14 protein-coding genes are annotated in these 15640 nt (G+C 65.1%); 6 read left to right on the top strand and 8 right to left on the bottom strand.

Annotated elements, in window-relative coordinates; translation table 11 throughout:
- Positions 1-53 precede the first annotated feature (53 nt).
- Positions 54-446, bottom strand: coding sequence for a hypothetical protein (locus G6N18_RS14750; protein ID WP_083005910.1), 393 nt, complete (start codon positions 444-446; stop codon positions 54-56).
- A gap of 9 nt (positions 447-455) precedes the next feature.
- Entirely contained in the window at positions 456-1214 is a 759-nt protein-coding gene (locus G6N18_RS14755) for an isocitrate lyase/PEP mutase family protein (RefSeq protein ID WP_083005913.1), read from the bottom strand.
- Positions 1215-1325: 111 nt separating this feature from the next.
- On the opposite strand from G6N18_RS14755, the gene G6N18_RS14760 reads away from it, so the two are divergent.
- From G6N18_RS14760 to G6N18_RS24260, 5 genes are read left to right on the top strand one after another with little or no spacing between them, the layout of a single operon-like run.
- Positions 1326-1619: an Rv0250c family protein gene (locus tag G6N18_RS14760; protein ID WP_059098733.1), complete on the top strand. Its 294-nt coding sequence runs from the start codon at positions 1326-1328 to the stop codon at positions 1617-1619.
- 48 nt (positions 1620-1667) lie between these two features.
- Positions 1668-2507: a succinate dehydrogenase subunit SdhC gene (locus G6N18_RS14765; RefSeq protein WP_083005917.1), complete on the top strand. Its 840-nt coding sequence runs from the start codon at positions 1668-1670 to the stop codon at positions 2505-2507.
- Between the two features lie 33 nt (positions 2508-2540).
- Positions 2541-4469, top strand: coding sequence for a fumarate reductase/succinate dehydrogenase flavoprotein subunit (locus tag G6N18_RS14770; RefSeq protein WP_083005920.1), 1929 nt, complete (start codon positions 2541-2543; stop codon positions 4467-4469).
- Entirely contained in the window at positions 4466-5218 is a 753-nt protein-coding gene (locus tag G6N18_RS14775) for a succinate dehydrogenase/fumarate reductase iron-sulfur subunit (protein WP_067226044.1), read from the top strand. The genes G6N18_RS14770 and G6N18_RS14775 overlap by 4 nt, the downstream gene beginning before the upstream one ends.
- Before the next feature lie 60 nt (positions 5219-5278).
- Positions 5279-5452, top strand: coding sequence for a hypothetical protein (locus G6N18_RS24260; protein ID WP_165757354.1), 174 nt, complete (start codon positions 5279-5281; stop codon positions 5450-5452).
- Between the two features lie 92 nt (positions 5453-5544).
- Here G6N18_RS24260 and G6N18_RS14780 read toward each other — a convergent pair whose 3' ends face one another.
- On the bottom strand, positions 5545-6654 hold the full coding sequence (locus G6N18_RS14780) for an integrase core domain-containing protein (RefSeq protein WP_244960087.1): 1110 nt from the start codon (positions 6652-6654) through the stop codon (positions 5545-5547).
- 194 nt (positions 6655-6848) lie between these two features.
- Positions 6849-7337 carry a flavin reductase family protein gene (locus G6N18_RS14785; protein ID WP_067216845.1) on the bottom strand — a complete coding sequence of 163 codons (489 nt, stop codon included), beginning with the start codon at positions 7335-7337 and terminating at the stop codon, positions 6849-6851.
- Positions 7338-7420: 83 nt separating this feature from the next.
- Between G6N18_RS14785 and G6N18_RS14790 the strand changes: the two genes are divergently transcribed.
- On the top strand, positions 7421-8098 hold the full coding sequence (locus tag G6N18_RS14790; protein ID WP_083003826.1) for a GAP family protein: 678 nt from the start codon (positions 7421-7423) through the stop codon (positions 8096-8098).
- A 16-nt stretch (positions 8099-8114) separates the two neighbouring features.
- Here G6N18_RS14790 and pe read toward each other — a convergent pair whose 3' ends face one another.
- From pe to G6N18_RS14810, 4 genes are all read right to left on the bottom strand, one after another.
- Positions 8115-9257, bottom strand: a complete 1143-nt coding sequence (pe, locus tag G6N18_RS14795) for an acyltransferase PE (protein ID WP_067216886.1) — start codon at positions 9255-9257, stop codon at positions 8115-8117.
- A 70-nt stretch (positions 9258-9327) separates the two neighbouring features.
- Entirely contained in the window at positions 9328-11073 is a 1746-nt protein-coding gene (locus G6N18_RS14800) for an AMP-binding protein (protein ID WP_083003822.1), read from the bottom strand.
- Positions 11074-11085: 12 nt separating this feature from the next.
- Positions 11086-14088, bottom strand: a complete 3003-nt coding sequence (locus G6N18_RS14805; protein WP_083003819.1) for an MMPL/RND family transporter — start codon at positions 14086-14088, stop codon at positions 11086-11088.
- A gap of 25 nt (positions 14089-14113) precedes the next feature.
- Complete coding sequence (locus G6N18_RS14810) at positions 14114-15535, bottom strand: condensation domain-containing protein (protein WP_083003816.1); 1422 nt, start codon at positions 15533-15535, stop codon at positions 14114-14116.
- Positions 15536-15640: the final 105 nt, after the last annotated feature.

The following is a 15640-nucleotide window of genomic DNA, read 5'->3' on the forward strand; positions in this document are numbered from 1 at the left end:
CTCACGACGCCGAAGCCGGTGGAACCGCCGCGGTTCCACCGGCTTTCGTCGTCTCAGCCGCCGGGCGTCTCCGTCGTCGTCTCATATGTCGTTTCGTACGTCGTTTCGTAGGAATCCGACGTCGTCGTTTCATACGGATCCGACGTGGTCGTCGTGGTGGTCGTCGTGGTCGTCGTGGTGGGGGTCGTGGTCGGGGACGTCTGTGGCGCCGGGACTTCCGTGGTCTGCACGCTCGGTGTGGTGTAGCTGCTGGTCGTCGTCGGCGAGGTGGTGTACACCGACGGCGTCGACGACGGCGCAGGTGGCGGAATGGTTTCCGGCACCCGGGCAGCGTCCGCGGTACGGATCACCGCGTAGATCAGGATCGCCACCAGCACCACCGCCGCCACGCCCGCCGCGATGATCAGCGGCTCCTGGTCCTCCCAGTTCCGATCGTCGTCAGCCACGGCCGCCCCCTAAGCCCAACGCTGCAACAGCTCCTTGGCCCGCGTCGACAGCGCGGCCTGCAGGAACGGCCCGAAACTGACGCGTGCCACCCCCAACGGGCCGAACGACGCGGGGTCGTCCTGATCGGGCACACCGATCGCGTTCACCGGTAGCGGCAACTCGGATGTCAAGCGGCGCAAGGTGTCCGGATCATGACGGCCCACCGGGTAGAGCACGTCGGCGCCCGCGGCAGCTGCCTCGGTCAGCCTGGCGACCGCGCGGTCGACGCGGTCGGCGTCGTCGCCGTCCTTGCGCAGGAACAGGTCCGTGCGGGCATTGATCACCACGTGCACACCGGTGCCGTCGGCCGCCTCCCGCAGCGCGCCGACCAACTCCGCGTGCTCGGTGGCCGAGCGCAACCTGCCGTTCTCGCTGTGCACGGTGTCCTCGATGTTCAACCCGACAGCGCCCGCCTCCAGCAGTCCGTCGATCAGGCGTCCCGGGGATTGGGCGTAGCCGGATTCGAGATCGACCGACACGGGCACATCGACGGCCGCGGTGATCTGCTTGACGCGGGTGACCACGTCGTCGAACGCCATGCCTTCCTGGTCGGGTTTGCCGACCGAGTCGGCCATCGGATGACTGCCGACGGTGAGCGCAGCAAACCCCTCGCCGACCGCGAGCCGCGCCGACCAGGCGTCCCAGACGGTCGGCAGAATGACCGGGTTTCCGGGCTGGTGCAACGCCAGCAGCGCCTCGGCGCGCTCTTTGAGTACCTGGTCGGGCATCGAGCCGTCTCCTTCGGTTTGAAGTGATCTGTCTCACGGTGGACTGCATGATGTAGCTAGCATCGGGTGTCGTACTGTGATGCCTGACACCCTTCAGCCCAAGGAGGTCAATTGTCCAGCACTACCGAACTTGCCGAGCTGCATGAGCTAATCGGAAGCCTGCGGCGGTGCGTGACATCGTTGGCGTCGAGGTACGGGGATTCCCCGGCGACGCGTCGCATCGTCAATGACGCCGAACGCATCCTCAACGACATCGACCGTCTCGACATCGACGCCGAAGAGCTGGAGCTGGCCCGCGGCGTGGTTCACCACCACGCCGGCGACCGCATCCCGATCCCGGACACCCAGTACGACACCGATTTCTGGCGCGGTGTCGATGACGAGGGACTCGGCGGCGTCCGCTGACGCGGAGGTCCGCCAGCACCCGGGACAACTCGACACCGAAAGGCAACAGTGAGCGCACCCACCGCCGACCGCAAGGCGACCGGCGTCTTCTCAGCGAGCCGTGCCCAGATTCCGCAGCGCACCCTGCGCACCGACCGCTGGTGGCAGTCACCGCTGATCGTGAATCTCGGCTTCGCCGCTTTCGTGATCTACGCGACGGTGCGGGCGTTCCTGCAGAACAACTACTACGTTGCCGAGTACCACTATCTGACGCCGTTCTACTCGCCCTGCGTCGTGAAGTGGTCCGAGGCAGAGCAATCCGGCTGCATCCCCGAAGCCAGCCACTTCGGTCAGTTCCTGCCGGACGTCTGGTGGCTGCCGTACGCGGCGGTGTCCCTGCCGTTCCTGCTGCTGTTCCGGCTCACCTGCTACTACTACCGCGGGGCCTACTACCGGTCGGTGTGGCAGTCGCCCACCGCGTGCGCAGTGGCCGAACCCCATGCGACCTACACCGGCGAGACGCGGTTCCCGCTGATCATCCAGAACACACACCGCTACTTCTTCTACATCGCCGTGCTGATCTCGGTGATCAACACCTACGACGCGATCGTGGCGTTCCATTCGCCCTCGGGCTTCGGATTCGGTTTGGGCAACGTCATTCTCGTGACAAACGTGATCCTGCTGTGGACGTATACGGTTTCGTGCCACTCCTGCCGCCACGTCGTCGGTGGGCGCCTCAAGCACTTCTCCAAGCACCCGGTCCGGTACTGGCTGTGGACACAGGTCAGCAGGCTCAACACCAGGCACAAGACCTACGCCTGGATCACGCTCGGCACGCTGATGCTCACCGACTTCTACATCATGCTGGTGGCCAGCGGAACCATCTCTGACCTGAGATTCATTGGCTGAGCGCTTCATTCAATCGGTAGTGAGGTTTATTTAATGGCGGAACTAGAACGGCACTCCTACGACGTGGTCGTGATCGGTGCCGGCGGCGCAGGACTGCGTGCAGTCATCGAGGCGCGCGAGCGCGGCTTGAAGGTTGCGGTGATCACCAAGTCGCTGTTCGGCAAGGCGCACACGGTGATGGCCGAAGGTGGCTGCGCCGCGGCGATGGGCAACGCGAACCCGAAGGACAACTGGCAGGTCCACTTCAAGGACACCATGCGCGGCGGGAAGTTCCTGAACAACTGGCGGATGGCCGAACTGCACGCCAAAGAAGCGCCGGACCGGGTGTGGGAGCTCGAGACCTACGGCGCGCTGTTCGACCGCACCAAGGACGGCCGGATCAGCCAGCGAAACTTCGGCGGCCACACCTATGCGCGGCTGGCGCACGTCGGTGACCGCACCGGGCTGGAGATCATTCGCACGCTGCAACAGAAGATCGTCTCGCTGCAGCAGGAGGACAAGGCCGAGTTCGGCGACTACGAAGCCCGCATCCGGGTGTTTCACGAGTGCACGATCACCGAACTGTTGAAAGACGGTGACCGGATCTCCGGGGCGTTCGGTTACTTCCGTGAGACCGGCAAGTTCATCCTGTTCGAGACGCCCGCGGTGGTGCTTGCCACCGGCGGAATCGGGAAGTCCTACAAGGTGACCTCGAACTCCTGGGAGTACACCGGCGACGGGCACGCGCTGGCGCTGCGGGCGGGCGCGACTCTGATCAACATGGAGTTCGTCCAGTTCCATCCGACGGGCATGGTCTGGCCGCCCAGCGTGAAGGGCATCCTGGTCACCGAGGGCGTGCGCGGCGACGGCGGGGTGCTGAAGAACTCCGAGGGCAAGCGGTTCATGTTCGACTACATCCCGCAGGTCTTCAAAGGGCAGTACGCCGAGTCGATCGACGAGGCCGACCAGTGGCTCAAGGACAACGACTCGGCTCGGCGCACCCCTGACCTGCTGCCCCGCGACGAGGTCGCCCGCGCGATCAACTCGGAGGTGAAGGCCGAGCGCGGCACCCCGCACGGCGGCGTCTACCTCGACATCGCCTCGCGGCTGCCCGCCGAGGAGATCAAGCGCCGGCTGCCGTCGATGTACCACCAGTTCATGGAGCTCGCCGAGGTCGACATCACCAAGGAGCCGATGGAGGTCGGGCCCACCTGTCACTACGTGATGGGCGGCATCGAGGTCGATCCCGACACAGCCGCCGCCAAGACGCCCGGCCTGTTCGCCGCCGGCGAGTGCGCGGGTGGCATGCACGGTTCCAACCGGCTGGGCGGCAACTCGCTGTCCGACCTGCTGGTGTTCGGCAGGCGGGCAGGGCTGGGCGCCTCGGACTACGTTCGGGCGCTGTCGGACCGGCCGACGGTGTCCGACGACGCGCTTTCGCAGGCCACCAAGCTGGCGCTGGAACCGCTCGAGCGGGCTACCAATCCAGACGCGGCCGAAAATCCATACACGCTGCAGCTCGACCTGCAGGACACGATGAACTCCCTGGTCGGCATCATCCGTAAGGCCGAGGAGGTGCAGGAGGCGCTCGACAAGCTCACCGAGCTGCGCGAACGCTACAAGCACGTCCAGATCGAGGGTGGTCGCGAGTTCAACCCGGGCTGGCACCTGGCGATCGACCTGCGCAACATGATCCTGGTCAGCGAGTGCATCGCCAAGGCTGCGCTGGAGCGCACCGAGAGCCGCGGCGGCCACACCCGCGACGACTACCCGTCGATGGAGTCGTCGTGGCGCAAGACGCTGCTGGTGTGCCGCGCCGTCCAGGGCGCGGGGGCCGACACCATCGTCCCGGAGATCGACATCACCCGCCAGGACCAGGTGCCGATGCGCGACGACCTCCTGGAGCTGATCGACATCGAAGAGCTGGAGAAGTACTTCACTTCCGAAGAACTCGCCAACCACTCGTCTAGGAGAGGCGCATGAGCTACCAGGCAAAGATGCGCGTCTGGCGCGGCGACGACGACGGGGGCGCGCTGCAGGACTTCTCGGTCGAGGTCAACGAGGGCGAGGTGGTGCTCGACATCATCCACCGCCTTCAGCAGACTCAAGCTGGCGACCTGGCGGTGCGGTGGAACTGCAAGGCGGGCAAATGCGGCTCCTGTTCGGCCGAGATCAACGGCAGGCCGCGGTTGTTGTGCATGACCCGGATGTCGACGTTCGACGAGACCGACGTCATCACCGTGACGCCGCTGCGCACCTTCCCGGTGATCCGGGACCTGGTCACCGACGTGTCGTTCAACTACGAGAAGGCGCGCGAGATACCGTCTTTCACGCCGCCGAAGAATCTTCAGCCCGGCGAGTACCGGATGGCACAGGAGGACGTGAACCGGTCGCAGGAGTTCCGCAAGTGCATCGAATGCTTCCTGTGCCAGAACGTCTGCCACGTGATTCGTGATCACGAGGAGAACAAGGAGGCGTACGCCGGTCCGCGCTACCTGATGCGCCAGGCCGAATTGGACATGCACCCCCTCGATGTGCACGAACGGCGTGCCGAAGACGCGCAGGACGTGCACGGCCTGGGCTACTGCAATATCAACAAGTGCTGCACCGAGGTCTGCCCGGAGCACATCAAGATCACCGACAATGCGCTGATCCCGATGAAGGAGCGGGTCGCCGACCGCAAGTACGACCCCGTGGTATGGCTCGGCGACAAGATCTTCCGGCGACGGTAGGAGCCGGTTAGTCGTGGGTAGTCTGCAGTCAGCGGCCAATCAACGACGAAAGGCGGCACAGTGACTGCTCACAAGCCGGATCAGAGACCACACAGCATCAACGACATTCGGACCGCGATCCGCGAGCTTTCCGCCCGCGCCGAGTTGGCGCGCAAGGAAGGCCGCGCCGCCGACGCCGACGAGCTGGAGCGCCGCGTGGCCGGCTACCGCGAGGAGCTCAGCACGCGTCCCTGACAATCGGCGATTTCGGTGCGCAATCGATCGCTCAGCGACATGTGGTGTCTCGGGACATCGCTGACAGATATGTCTCGGGACATCGCTGACACTCATGATGACGGTTTTGGTTCGCGGGTGCGGTAGGTCCGTGTGTTGGGTGCGCACCGCTGGTGGTAGCGGGTGGGGTCGGCGGTGAGTTCTCGGATCAGGGTGGTGCCGCTGAAGATGGCGATGTGATCGCCTTGTCGGATGACGTCGCAGCTGTGTCCGGCCCAGCGCAGACCGATTCCGATGCGGTAAGGCTTGACGTGGAGGTTGCCGGACTGTTCATCAACGCTGTGGCGGCTGACGAAGACCGGTGCTGGCAGCGCGTGTTGGGCGGGGTGGGCTTTGGCGGTGGCGTTGAACGCTTGGGCCGGTGTGGCCCCGCGCAGGGCGCGGTGGGGGCGGTGGTAGTTGTAGAACTCGCGGAACTGGTTGAGCAGCTCGTTGAGCTCGTCGATGGTGGCCGGAGCAGGGCGCGCGCGTAGCCATTTCTTCAGCGTCTGCCAGAACCGTTCGATCTTGCCGCAGGTCTGCGGATGAAACGGGGTTGAGTTGATGGTGCGTGTCCCCAGAGCGCGAAGGTTGGCCTCGAACGACGCCTCATATCCTTTGCGTCGGCCGGTGTAGACGATCCCGTTATCGGTCAATGACATTGCTGGGACACCGCATTCGGTGATACCGGCCAACATCGTCGACCACACCAACTCGGCGGTGCCGTGCCCGATGTCGGCCGCCAGCGCGGGCAGGTACCGGGAATGGTCGTCCAGGGTGCCAGCGATAGCCACAGCGGTGCCATCGGCGAGCATCCATTGTGTCCAGTCGGACTGCCAGCAGTCGTTGGGCCGGGTGAAGCAAAACCGTTTTGTCGCCGATTTGGGCCGCTTCTGGGGCTGAGCGACGATCACCCCATGGCGGGTCAGAATCCGCCACACCGTCGCCCGCGACGGCACCTGTGGGTGCTTTTCGCGTTGCAGGGTCCACACGATCGACTGTGGACCGTGATCAAGACCAGCTTCGAGCAGCTGTTTGCGTTTGCGCAGCACCGCTTCTTCGACCTCGGCCGCGGTCTGACCCGGCGAGGATATGGGCCGGCGCGAGCGCTCCTCGAGCCCGTCCAGACCGTCCTCACCGAAGCGGCGGCGCCACTTAGAACGTCTGCCGGCTGATCTGCTGATCGCGGCAGAACTGCGACACGTTGCGGATCTGTCCAAATGCCGTCGCAACAAGAATGTCCATCGCCGTCACCTTCTGGGCCATGAACCATCCTGGCCAGGCCCTTACTCAGGTGTCAGCGATGTCCCGAGACATACACCTGTCAGCGATGTCCCGAAACAGGACAGAACGCTCAGCGACAGGTAGCGCACCGAAATCACTCTCCGCCGAGGCGGCGAAACGTACTGCGGTGGAACACGATCGGCGCCACGTCGGCGTGGACGGTGATGTCGCAGACCCGCAGAATCACGATCGTGTGGTCGCCGGCGGTGACCAGCTGCTCGATCGCGCTCTCCAGCCACACCGGGGTGCCGTCGATGAACACTGCCCCCGACTCGCGCGACACCGTCTGTAGGCCGGCGAACCGGTCGCCGGTCTTGGCGGCGAGTGTGCGCGCGGCCGCGTCGTGCGCCTCGCCGAGCACGCTGATCCCGAGGCTCGGGAGATCCTTGAGTTTGGGCCATGTCTCCGAGGTGTTCTGCACGCAGAACGACACCAACGGCGGATCCAGCGACACCGGCACGAAGGTGCTCGCCGCCAATCCGACGCGGGTGCCGTCCACCTCCGCCGCGATCGCGATGACGCCGGACGGGAAGTGCCCGAACGCTTCGCGCAGCGTCGCCGGGCTGAAATCGGTCGCGCTCATATCTCGTCCATCTTCACACGCGGCCGTACGCGGCGGCCATGTCCGGGTACGCCGTTCCCGCTGAGCGGTAGCCTGACCTCGACATGTGGATCACGCTCCTGATGATGGCCGTTGCGGTCAGCCTGGAGCCGTTCCGGATCGGCATGACGGTCCTGATGATCAACCGGCCGCAGCCCGTCCTGCAGCTGCTCACCTTCCTCATAGGCGGTTTCGTGATGGGGATCTCGGTGGGCGCGATCGTGTTGTTCGTGCTGCGACCGGCTCTCGGTTCGGGCCATTCCTCGACGTTGCCGAAGGTCCAGATCGTGGTCGGCGCGGTGGTGCTGGTCAACGCTGCGCTGGTGGCCACCGGCCTGCTTTGGGGTGGCCGTGACGACGGGGCGCCCGGCCGCACGAACCGGATGCTGGCGCCACTGGCGACCCGGGCGCGGCAACTGCTCAAGAGCGGCTCGCTGTGGACGGCGGGTGTCGCGGGGCTGGGCATCGCATTGCCGTCGGTCGACTATCTGGCCGCGCTGGCGCTCATCGTCGCCTCCGGCGCCGCTGCCACCGCCCAGTTCGGCGCCCTGATTCTGTTCAACGTGGTGGCGTTCGCGCTCGTGGAGATCCCGTTGCTCTGTTATCTGGCGGCCCCGGACCGCACGCGCGCGTCGCTGTCGGCACTGTACGACTGGGTGCGTGCGCAAGGCCGTCGCGGGGTTTCCCTGCTGTTGGCCACGGTGGGCTGTGTGCTGCTCGGGGTGGGACTCGCCGGCCTGTAGCGCGGTCGGGCCTCGGCTATCCGCCCGGCTGCTCCTTCAGCACGTACTGGAACCCGGCGAGCATCTGCGATATCGGATCGGCGGCGCCGCCGAAGGCCGCCTGCGTCGCCGGTGCGGTGACGGCCGCGGGGTCGTAGCCGTTGCCCGGAGCCACCGTGATCGGTGCCGTCAGCGGGTTGTCCGCGCGTGAATATCCGGCGTCCACATACGGCTTCAGCACGCCATCGAGCTTGATCAGCGTCTCCTCGGGCACGCCGAGGTACTTGAAGGGCAGTACCAGCGGGAGGTGTTCTTCGGGAATCAGATACGTCGTCGTCTTCGCACCCCGGGAGTTCACGGTGGTCCGGATGTTTCCGGGCGGCACCATGCTCGGTTTGGTGAACGCAACCGAGGTGTGACCGGACGCGAGACCCGCGAGCGCATTGAGCACAGAGATCCAGTTGTCCGGCCGGTCCGGCCAGTCGGCGATGCTGTCGTATGCGGTGACGAATTGGTAGGTGTCGTACTGGCTCTCGACCGGTGGCGGGACCCGATAGTCGAGGAACGGCGTCAGGGTCCCGACCGGGAATGACCGGGTCAGAAAGCTCTCACCGAATGCGTGCCGAGCCACCGGGTCGCCGTACATCGCGAAGCTCAACTGATCCGGAGGCGGGGCGGCGGGGTCGTACGCGAGTCGCGCCTGGACCTCGTTGAGCACCATCGCACCCTCGGACAACCCGAGCACGGTGCCGGGGCCGCCCTGTTTGATCGCATTGATGACGTTCGGCGCTCCGACGTCGACCGATTCGGCGACGCTGGGGCCGTCGAGGCCCATTCCGGGCATGATTTCGTCGTCGAGCTTGCCGATGCCCGGGAACAGCCGTTCCAGGGTGTGCCCCTGCACCTGCCCGGAGGGATAGTCGACGATCTGCCGGTCCAGGCCGGGAAACCAGTCCGCGCCGGTGCGATTGATGTACTCGTCGTAGGGGATGCCCAGGACGCGAGCGCCGCCCAGCGCGTAACCCTTGCCCGGGGTGCCCTCTGGCAGCGGAACGTCGGTTGGGCCGCCAGGGGTCGGCGGTACGACCGGTGGTTCGTCGGCCGTCGCGATGCCGAGTCCGAAGCAGCCTGTCGCGCCGATGGTCGTCACTGCAACGCCGAATGCGAGAAGTCGTTTCATGACTGTCTGATACGCCCCCGCCCACTTCGGCTGCACTGCTTTCGAACCTTACTCCGGTCCGCCGGCTCCCTCAGGCGTCCAATCGAATGAATTGGTCTGCCCGATACTGCTCGGCACATGCCGCGCGGCGGATCTTGCCGCTCGTCGTCGTGGGGATCGCGCCGGGAGCCACCAGCACGAGGTCCGCGACATTGAGGCCGTGTGAATTGGATATCGCGGCGGTGACATCGCTTTTCACCGCACTGAACCGGCGCAGCGCTTCGGCGTCGGCCGGCTTCCTGAGCTCGATGATGGTGACCAGGTTTTCCGTGCCGTTCACCGGAACCGATACCGCCGCAACCCGACCACGGGTGACCTCTTGGACGGTCGCTTCGATGTCCTCGGGATAGTGATTGCGGCCGCGGATGATCAGCAGGTCTTTGATGCGGCCGACGATGAACAACTCGCCTTCGTAGATGAAGCCGAGATCCCCGGTTTTCAACCACGGCCCATCCGGCGTACCGGGCGACGGTTCGACAAGCGTTGCGCCGAAGCAACTCTGCTCCTCCGGCGGCTTGCGCCAATACCCGTCGGCCACATTCTCGCCGTGCACCCAGATCTCGCCGATGACGTCCGACGCGCACTCGCGGTGTGTCGTGCTGTCGACGATCCGCAGCGTAGGTGCCTGCGGCACCGAATATTTGACGAGTGCGGTGCCCTTTCCGGGAGCGCACGGTCGAACGCGACCGGCACCCAGTTCTTCGGCATCGAAGTACGCGGCCGGCGACGTTTCGCTCCAGGTGCCCGACGCCACGAAGACCGTCGCCTCCGCCATGCCGTAGGCGGGACGCATCATGTGGTCCCGCAAATTGAAGTGCGCGAACCGATCCACGAAGCGATGCAGCGTGGCCGGCTCCACTCGTTCGGCGCCGCTGAACACGCCCACCACCCCACCGAGGTCGAGCCCGGCCAGGTCGCGGTCGGTGGTCTTGCGGGCGGCCAGATCGAACGCGAAGTTCGGCGCTGAGGACAACGCGTGCGGATTCTCGGCCAACGCCAGCATCCACCGGGACGGCTTCTCCAGGAAGGCAAGTGGGCTCATCAGCTCGGCGCGACGTCCGCACAAAATCGGCGCGCAGACTCCCAGCACCAGACCCATGTCGTGATAGAAGGGCAGCCACGACACGATCGTGGCGTCCGGCGGCAATGGGGAGATGGCGAAAAAGCACTTCATCAGCTGCTCGAAGTTCGCGGTGAGATTGCGGTGCGAGAGCATGACCCCGGTCGGCGTGCGGGTCGAGCCAGAGCTGTACTGCAGGTACGCGATGCTCGGCCATTCGGTCGGCGCAAGGCTTGTCGGGTGCTCGACGTCCAGACTCAGCGCATCGATCTCGACGATCTCCGGCGGTGTGTCCCAAGGTGACCGAGCCACGAAATCAGCGACGTCGGCCGCGGACGCTGACGTCGTGCAGACAACCGAGGGCTCGGTGTCGGCAAGCACCGCGGTCACCCGGTCATGGCCCGAGCCGGGATGGGGCAACGGAAGCGGCACCGCCACGAGTCCGGCCTGCATGGACCCCAGGAACGCCAGGATGTACTCCAGGCCCTGCGGGGCCAGAATCACCGCCCTGTCCCCGGGCGACCCATGGCGTCGGATCTCGTGTGCCACGTTCATCGTTCGACGTGCCAACTGCGACCAGGTGAGGTTTTCGGCGACCACCGAGTCGTGGGCGTACTCGGTGAACGTGAACGCGATGTCGTCGGGTCGCAGGCTGGCGCGTCCATGCAGCATCGACAGAATCGATGACTCCGACGTGGGGGCGAGCTGGTTCAGCATGTCCTCCGGTTTCTAGGTGATTTCGGCCGGCTCCCGCGACACGGGCGGTCGCGGCTCGAGGCGGGACGGCCACCAGTTCGCCCGCCCGACCAGCGCGGCGACGGCCGGCACCGTGATGGTGCGTACCACGAACGTGTCCAGCAGGATGCCCACGCCGATCACGAAACCGCCTTGGACCACGGTGCCGATGCTGGAGAACAGGAGACCGGCCATCGAGGCGGCGAAGATCAGGCCCGCCGCCGTGATCACACCGCCCGTCGAACTCAACGTGCGGATGACGCCGTACCGCACGCTGTGCGGGGATTCGTCGCGCATCCGCGAAACAAACAGCATGTTGTAGTCGGCGCCCACGGCGACCAGCACCACGAAGGCCAGCGGAGGCACGCTCCAATGCAATTCCTCGCCGAGTATCACTTGGAACGTCAGAACGCCGATACCGATGGCCGCGAAGTAGGAGAGCACCACCGAACCGACGAGATAAAGGGGAGCGACGATCGAACGCAGTAGCACGACCAATGTCGCCAACACCACGATGAGCGCCATGAGGATGATGAATCGGATGTCTTGCTCGTAATAGTCGCGGGTGTCCCGCAGGGCAGCGGGAAACCCGCCCATCGATATCGAGGCGTCGGCGAGTGCGGTGTTGGGCTGAGCACCCCGCGCGACGTCGTTGATCGCCGTGACCTGATCCATGGCCTCGGAGCTGAACGGGTTGAGTTTGGTCTGCACCAGGTAGCGCACCGAGTGGCCGTCCGGCGAGACGAAGGCCTCGGTGGCTTTCTTGAATTCCACGGTGTTGAGCACCTCGGGCGGGATGTTGAACCCCGCCATCGCAGGGTCGGCCGCGTCGTGTCGCATCGTCAACAGAAAGGCCGATGCCTGGTCGAGACCGTTGGCCATCAGTTTGACCTGCTGGACGAGTTCGTCGACTCCAGCGGCTACTTGATGGCTTCCGCCGGCCAGGCGGTCGGCGCCTTGCTGCAGGTCGGCCAAACCCGCTTCGAGGCCCCCGGGTTTGTCCAGCCCCATCTCACTGACCGCCTCGCCAACGACGGTGAGCGCACTGTTCAGCTTCTTCATCGTGGCGTTGAGGGTCTGCCTGTTCTCGACACTTTCCAACTCGGCGGCCAGCTGGTTGATCCGGTCTCGACTTCCGTCATGACGCGCGTCGACAACCCGCTGAAACTGGGCACGGGTGGCGCTGCAGGAGGGATTCGCATCGCAGACCGCATTGCCGTTCAACGCAAACAAGACGGGTCCCATCCAGGCGAACATGTCCTCGACGGCGCCGAATCTCATGCCCGTGGCGGTGCCCAGCTTGTTGAGGCTGTCGATGAGTTCGGCGGCGACTTCGACGTACCGCACCAGCCGGTCGCCGCTGTACTCGGTTTTCATCGACGAGACCGTCTCGAGCAGGCTTTGAACACTGGGCGCGATCTCATTGACCTGTGCGCGCATGTCGCTGAGCGAATCGGCCAGCGTGTTGGCCCCGGTTGCCAGTTCGTCGAGGTCGTCGGTGCGCCCGGCGATCTGGGCGGAACCGGCGGCCAGCCGGTCACCGACAATGCCCGCCTGGAAGGTGGCGCGGAACTCTCTGGGCACCTCGCCCAGCGGTCTCGTGACGCCGCTGACCAGAGAGACGTCCGGCAACTGGGCGATGCGCGATGCCATCTGCTCCAAGTCCGCGAGGGCCCGCGGTGTGCGTAGGTCATGCGGAGACTGGACGAGGAGGTATTGGGGGATGGACTGGCTGACGGGGAAATGGCGTTCCAGCGCGGCGTACCCGATCGAACTCGGCGCCGAGGCCGCCACGGCCTTGCGATCGTCATAGTTGAACCGCGCGAACCCCGCGAAGCTGGCCAGGAGTATCAACACGAGCAGGCTGGCGACCAGGTGCGGCACGGGTCGTCGCACGATCCGGATGCCGGAGCGGCGCCAGAACCGCGAGGTCAACTCGCGTCGCGGCTTGACCCAACCCCGCGGCCCGGCCAGCGCCAGGATCGCCGGCAGCAGGGTCACTGCGGCAAGGAACGCCACGCCGATTCCGATCGCCGACGACACCCCGATCGTTCGGAACACGCCCATCTGGGTGAAGCTCATGAGCAGGAAGGTGAGTCCCACCGTGGCCGCAGACGCGGTGATGACCTTTCCGATCGAGATCAGCGCGGCCTTGACTGCCCGGTCGAAATCGGCTCCTCCCCGCAGATAGTCGTGATAGCGGCTGATGAGAAAGACCGCGTAATCCGTCCCGGCGCCGGCCATGATCGCGCTGAGGAAGACGATGGACTGGTTCGAGACGCCCGAGCCGGTCAGCTGGGAGTAGCCGGCGACCACGGCTTGCGCGATGATCAGCGACGATCCGATCGTCACCAACGGCAGCAACATCGTGACCGCGCTGCGGTAAACCAGTAGCAACACCAGCAGCACCAGGACGGCGATCGCGGCCTCGATGGGCAGGCGGTCCTGCTGGCCGGCGACGGTGAGGTCCGCGACGGTCGCCGCGGGGCCGGTGATGTAGACCCGCAGTGGTCCCTCGTTCTCGCCGACGTTTTGTTCGACGACGTCGGACACCCGGTTGAATGAGTCGAAGCCCCGCGGTGTGCCCAACTCACCTTCGAGGTTGACCGGCAGCACCCACGTCGTCTTGTCCTCGCTCGTCAGGAACGGGCGCAGTTGAGGCGTGCTGAAGAAATCCTGCACCGCCACGACATCGGTCACGTCGTCGCGCAGCGCATCCACCACCTTGCGGTAGGTGGCTTCGTCGGCGGGCACCAGCCCGGCTTCGTTGATGAACGCAATGACCAGGAGATTGTCCGAACCTGACTCTTGGAAAGCCTCGGCCATCTTCTTGGCGGTGACGCTCGAGGGTGCATCGCTGGGCAGGATGACGAGCGGATGCTTCTCCGACATCTCGTCCAGGGACGGGAATGCCAGCGGTAGGGCCAGAGCCATCGCGAGCCAAACCCCGATGACCACCCAAGGCCACCGCACTACGAGATCGGCTAACCGCCGCATATCGTCCTCACCCCCGCCGCTTCACCTAGGCGACACGCCCCCAGTGCCCGCTGTCGGCGACCAGTTCGGAAACGGACTTCATCGTGTTCATATAGCGGGCAACCGACTTTCTGGCGACCGGATTATCGGGATGCATGATTGCCATCACCGTGCCTTCGCCATAGCGGAATATGTAGATGGTGAGCTGATACGAGAAACGGCCGTCCGGATAGATTCCGATGTTGTTCGCAAGCCCCATGTCGGCCGCTGCCAGCACAGCGTTGAGCGGCGCGGCGCCACCATGAAAGAAATTCGACACGGGGAAATTCGGTTGCGGCCACCTCAGCGATGGCGCCAACTCCAGCACTCGGTAATACGGCACTTTGGCCATATTCAGATTCGAGTCGAAAGAATCCTGCGCCGCCCACGCGGCGTCCCCGAATGACGCCGCGCCTATCGGCACGGTGATCGGAATCAACCCCGTGAACCAACCCTGCGTCATGAAATTGTCGGTGGCGGTGCGCGAATCCCGCGGCGTGAGCCCGTAATAGGTGAGAGCACCCGTCAGCTCGTGTTCCACCTGGGCGAGGCAGGCGAACAAGCCGCCGATGAAGCGCGCGCCTGCCGCCGTGCAGGCCGATTCGAAGCGCTCCGTCTGCGCGGGGTTCATCAGGACTTCCGACGTCATGTCGCTGGTGGTCGACTCCAGCGGATTACCCAGCGGCAGCGGGAATTCGGGGAAGCCGCCGTCGTTGTCTTCGGCGAATTCGATCCATGCCCGAACCTCAGGCGAATCCACGGTCAACGCCGATGTGCGCTCGCGCTCGCGGACACAGAAATCGTCGAAGCTACCGGCATCGGGAAGCGTGAGCGAATCTCCGCCTTCGCTCATCGCCGAATACATTCCGTTCGCTTCCAGCATTGTTGTGCCGATCAATGTCGCGTCCCCGTGGACATGATCCATAGCGGCGAAGAAAGTGAAGTAGTCCTCGTTCTGGATTATTCCGAAAGTGAAGCAGCCCCACTCCAATGGAGGCGGTATGCCCACCACATGTGCGTGTATCTCGTCGACCGTCATGTTGCCGTGGTTGATCGGCATGAATTCGATGTCAGCCGGATCGACGATGGCGTGCCGAATGAACTCGCCATCGCCGGCCGGTTCGAACCAACTGCGAAAGGTGTCGTGTCGGCGTAAATAGGCATTGACGGCGTGGTCCATCGCTGCGATATCGCACTGGCCGGACACATCGCAGCTCGCGATGATCTGCCGGGAGAAGTTCAGCCCTGCCGCGGCCCGTTCGGAGAAATTGCGAAGATGTTGACGTTGCATGTAACTGATCGGCACCGCACTGACGGGCGCGTGTCGCGCTTTTTCCGCAGCGGCCGCCGTCGGATGCCAGGAAGTGACGGTGCCCGGCTTCAGCGACCATTCCTCAAGTGCGCCAACCGTGATCTTGCCGATCCGCAAAACGTCGTCCTCCCGCTCGGCCGACGGACCTGAACATCAGCCGTGCGGCATCAACATACCCCCGCTTCCGCCGCGGTCGCCGGGCGTTGACCAACCTCGGAATCC

This window comes from Mycolicibacterium celeriflavum (assembly GCF_010731795.1).
GTDB classification, from domain to species: domain Bacteria; phylum Actinomycetota; class Actinomycetes; order Mycobacteriales; family Mycobacteriaceae; genus Mycobacterium; species Mycobacterium celeriflavum.

Coding starts and splice junctions, on each gene's coding strand:
- G6N18_RS14770 (WP_083005920.1), top strand. CDS start 2,541: ATGGCGGAACTAGAACGGCACTCCTACGACGTGGTCGTGATCGGTGCC.
- G6N18_RS14790 (WP_083003826.1), top strand. CDS start 7,421: ATGTGGATCACGCTCCTGATGATGGCCGTTGCGGTCAGCCTGGAGCCG.
- G6N18_RS14775 (WP_067226044.1), top strand. CDS start 4,466: ATGAGCTACCAGGCAAAGATGCGCGTCTGGCGCGGCGACGACGACGGG.
- G6N18_RS14800 (WP_083003822.1), bottom strand. CDS start 11,073: ATGCTGAACCAGCTCGCCCCCACGTCGGAGTCATCGATTCTGTCGATG.
- G6N18_RS14755 (WP_083005913.1), bottom strand. CDS start 1,214: ATGCCCGACCAGGTACTCAAAGAGCGCGCCGAGGCGCTGCTGGCGTTG.
- pe (WP_067216886.1), bottom strand. CDS start 9,257: ATGAAACGACTTCTCGCATTCGGCGTTGCAGTGACGACCATCGGCGCG.
- G6N18_RS14785 (WP_067216845.1), bottom strand. CDS start 7,337: ATGAGCGCGACCGATTTCAGCCCGGCGACGCTGCGCGAAGCGTTCGGG.
- G6N18_RS14805 (WP_083003819.1), bottom strand. CDS start 14,088: ATGCGGCGGTTAGCCGATCTCGTAGTGCGGTGGCCTTGGGTGGTCATC.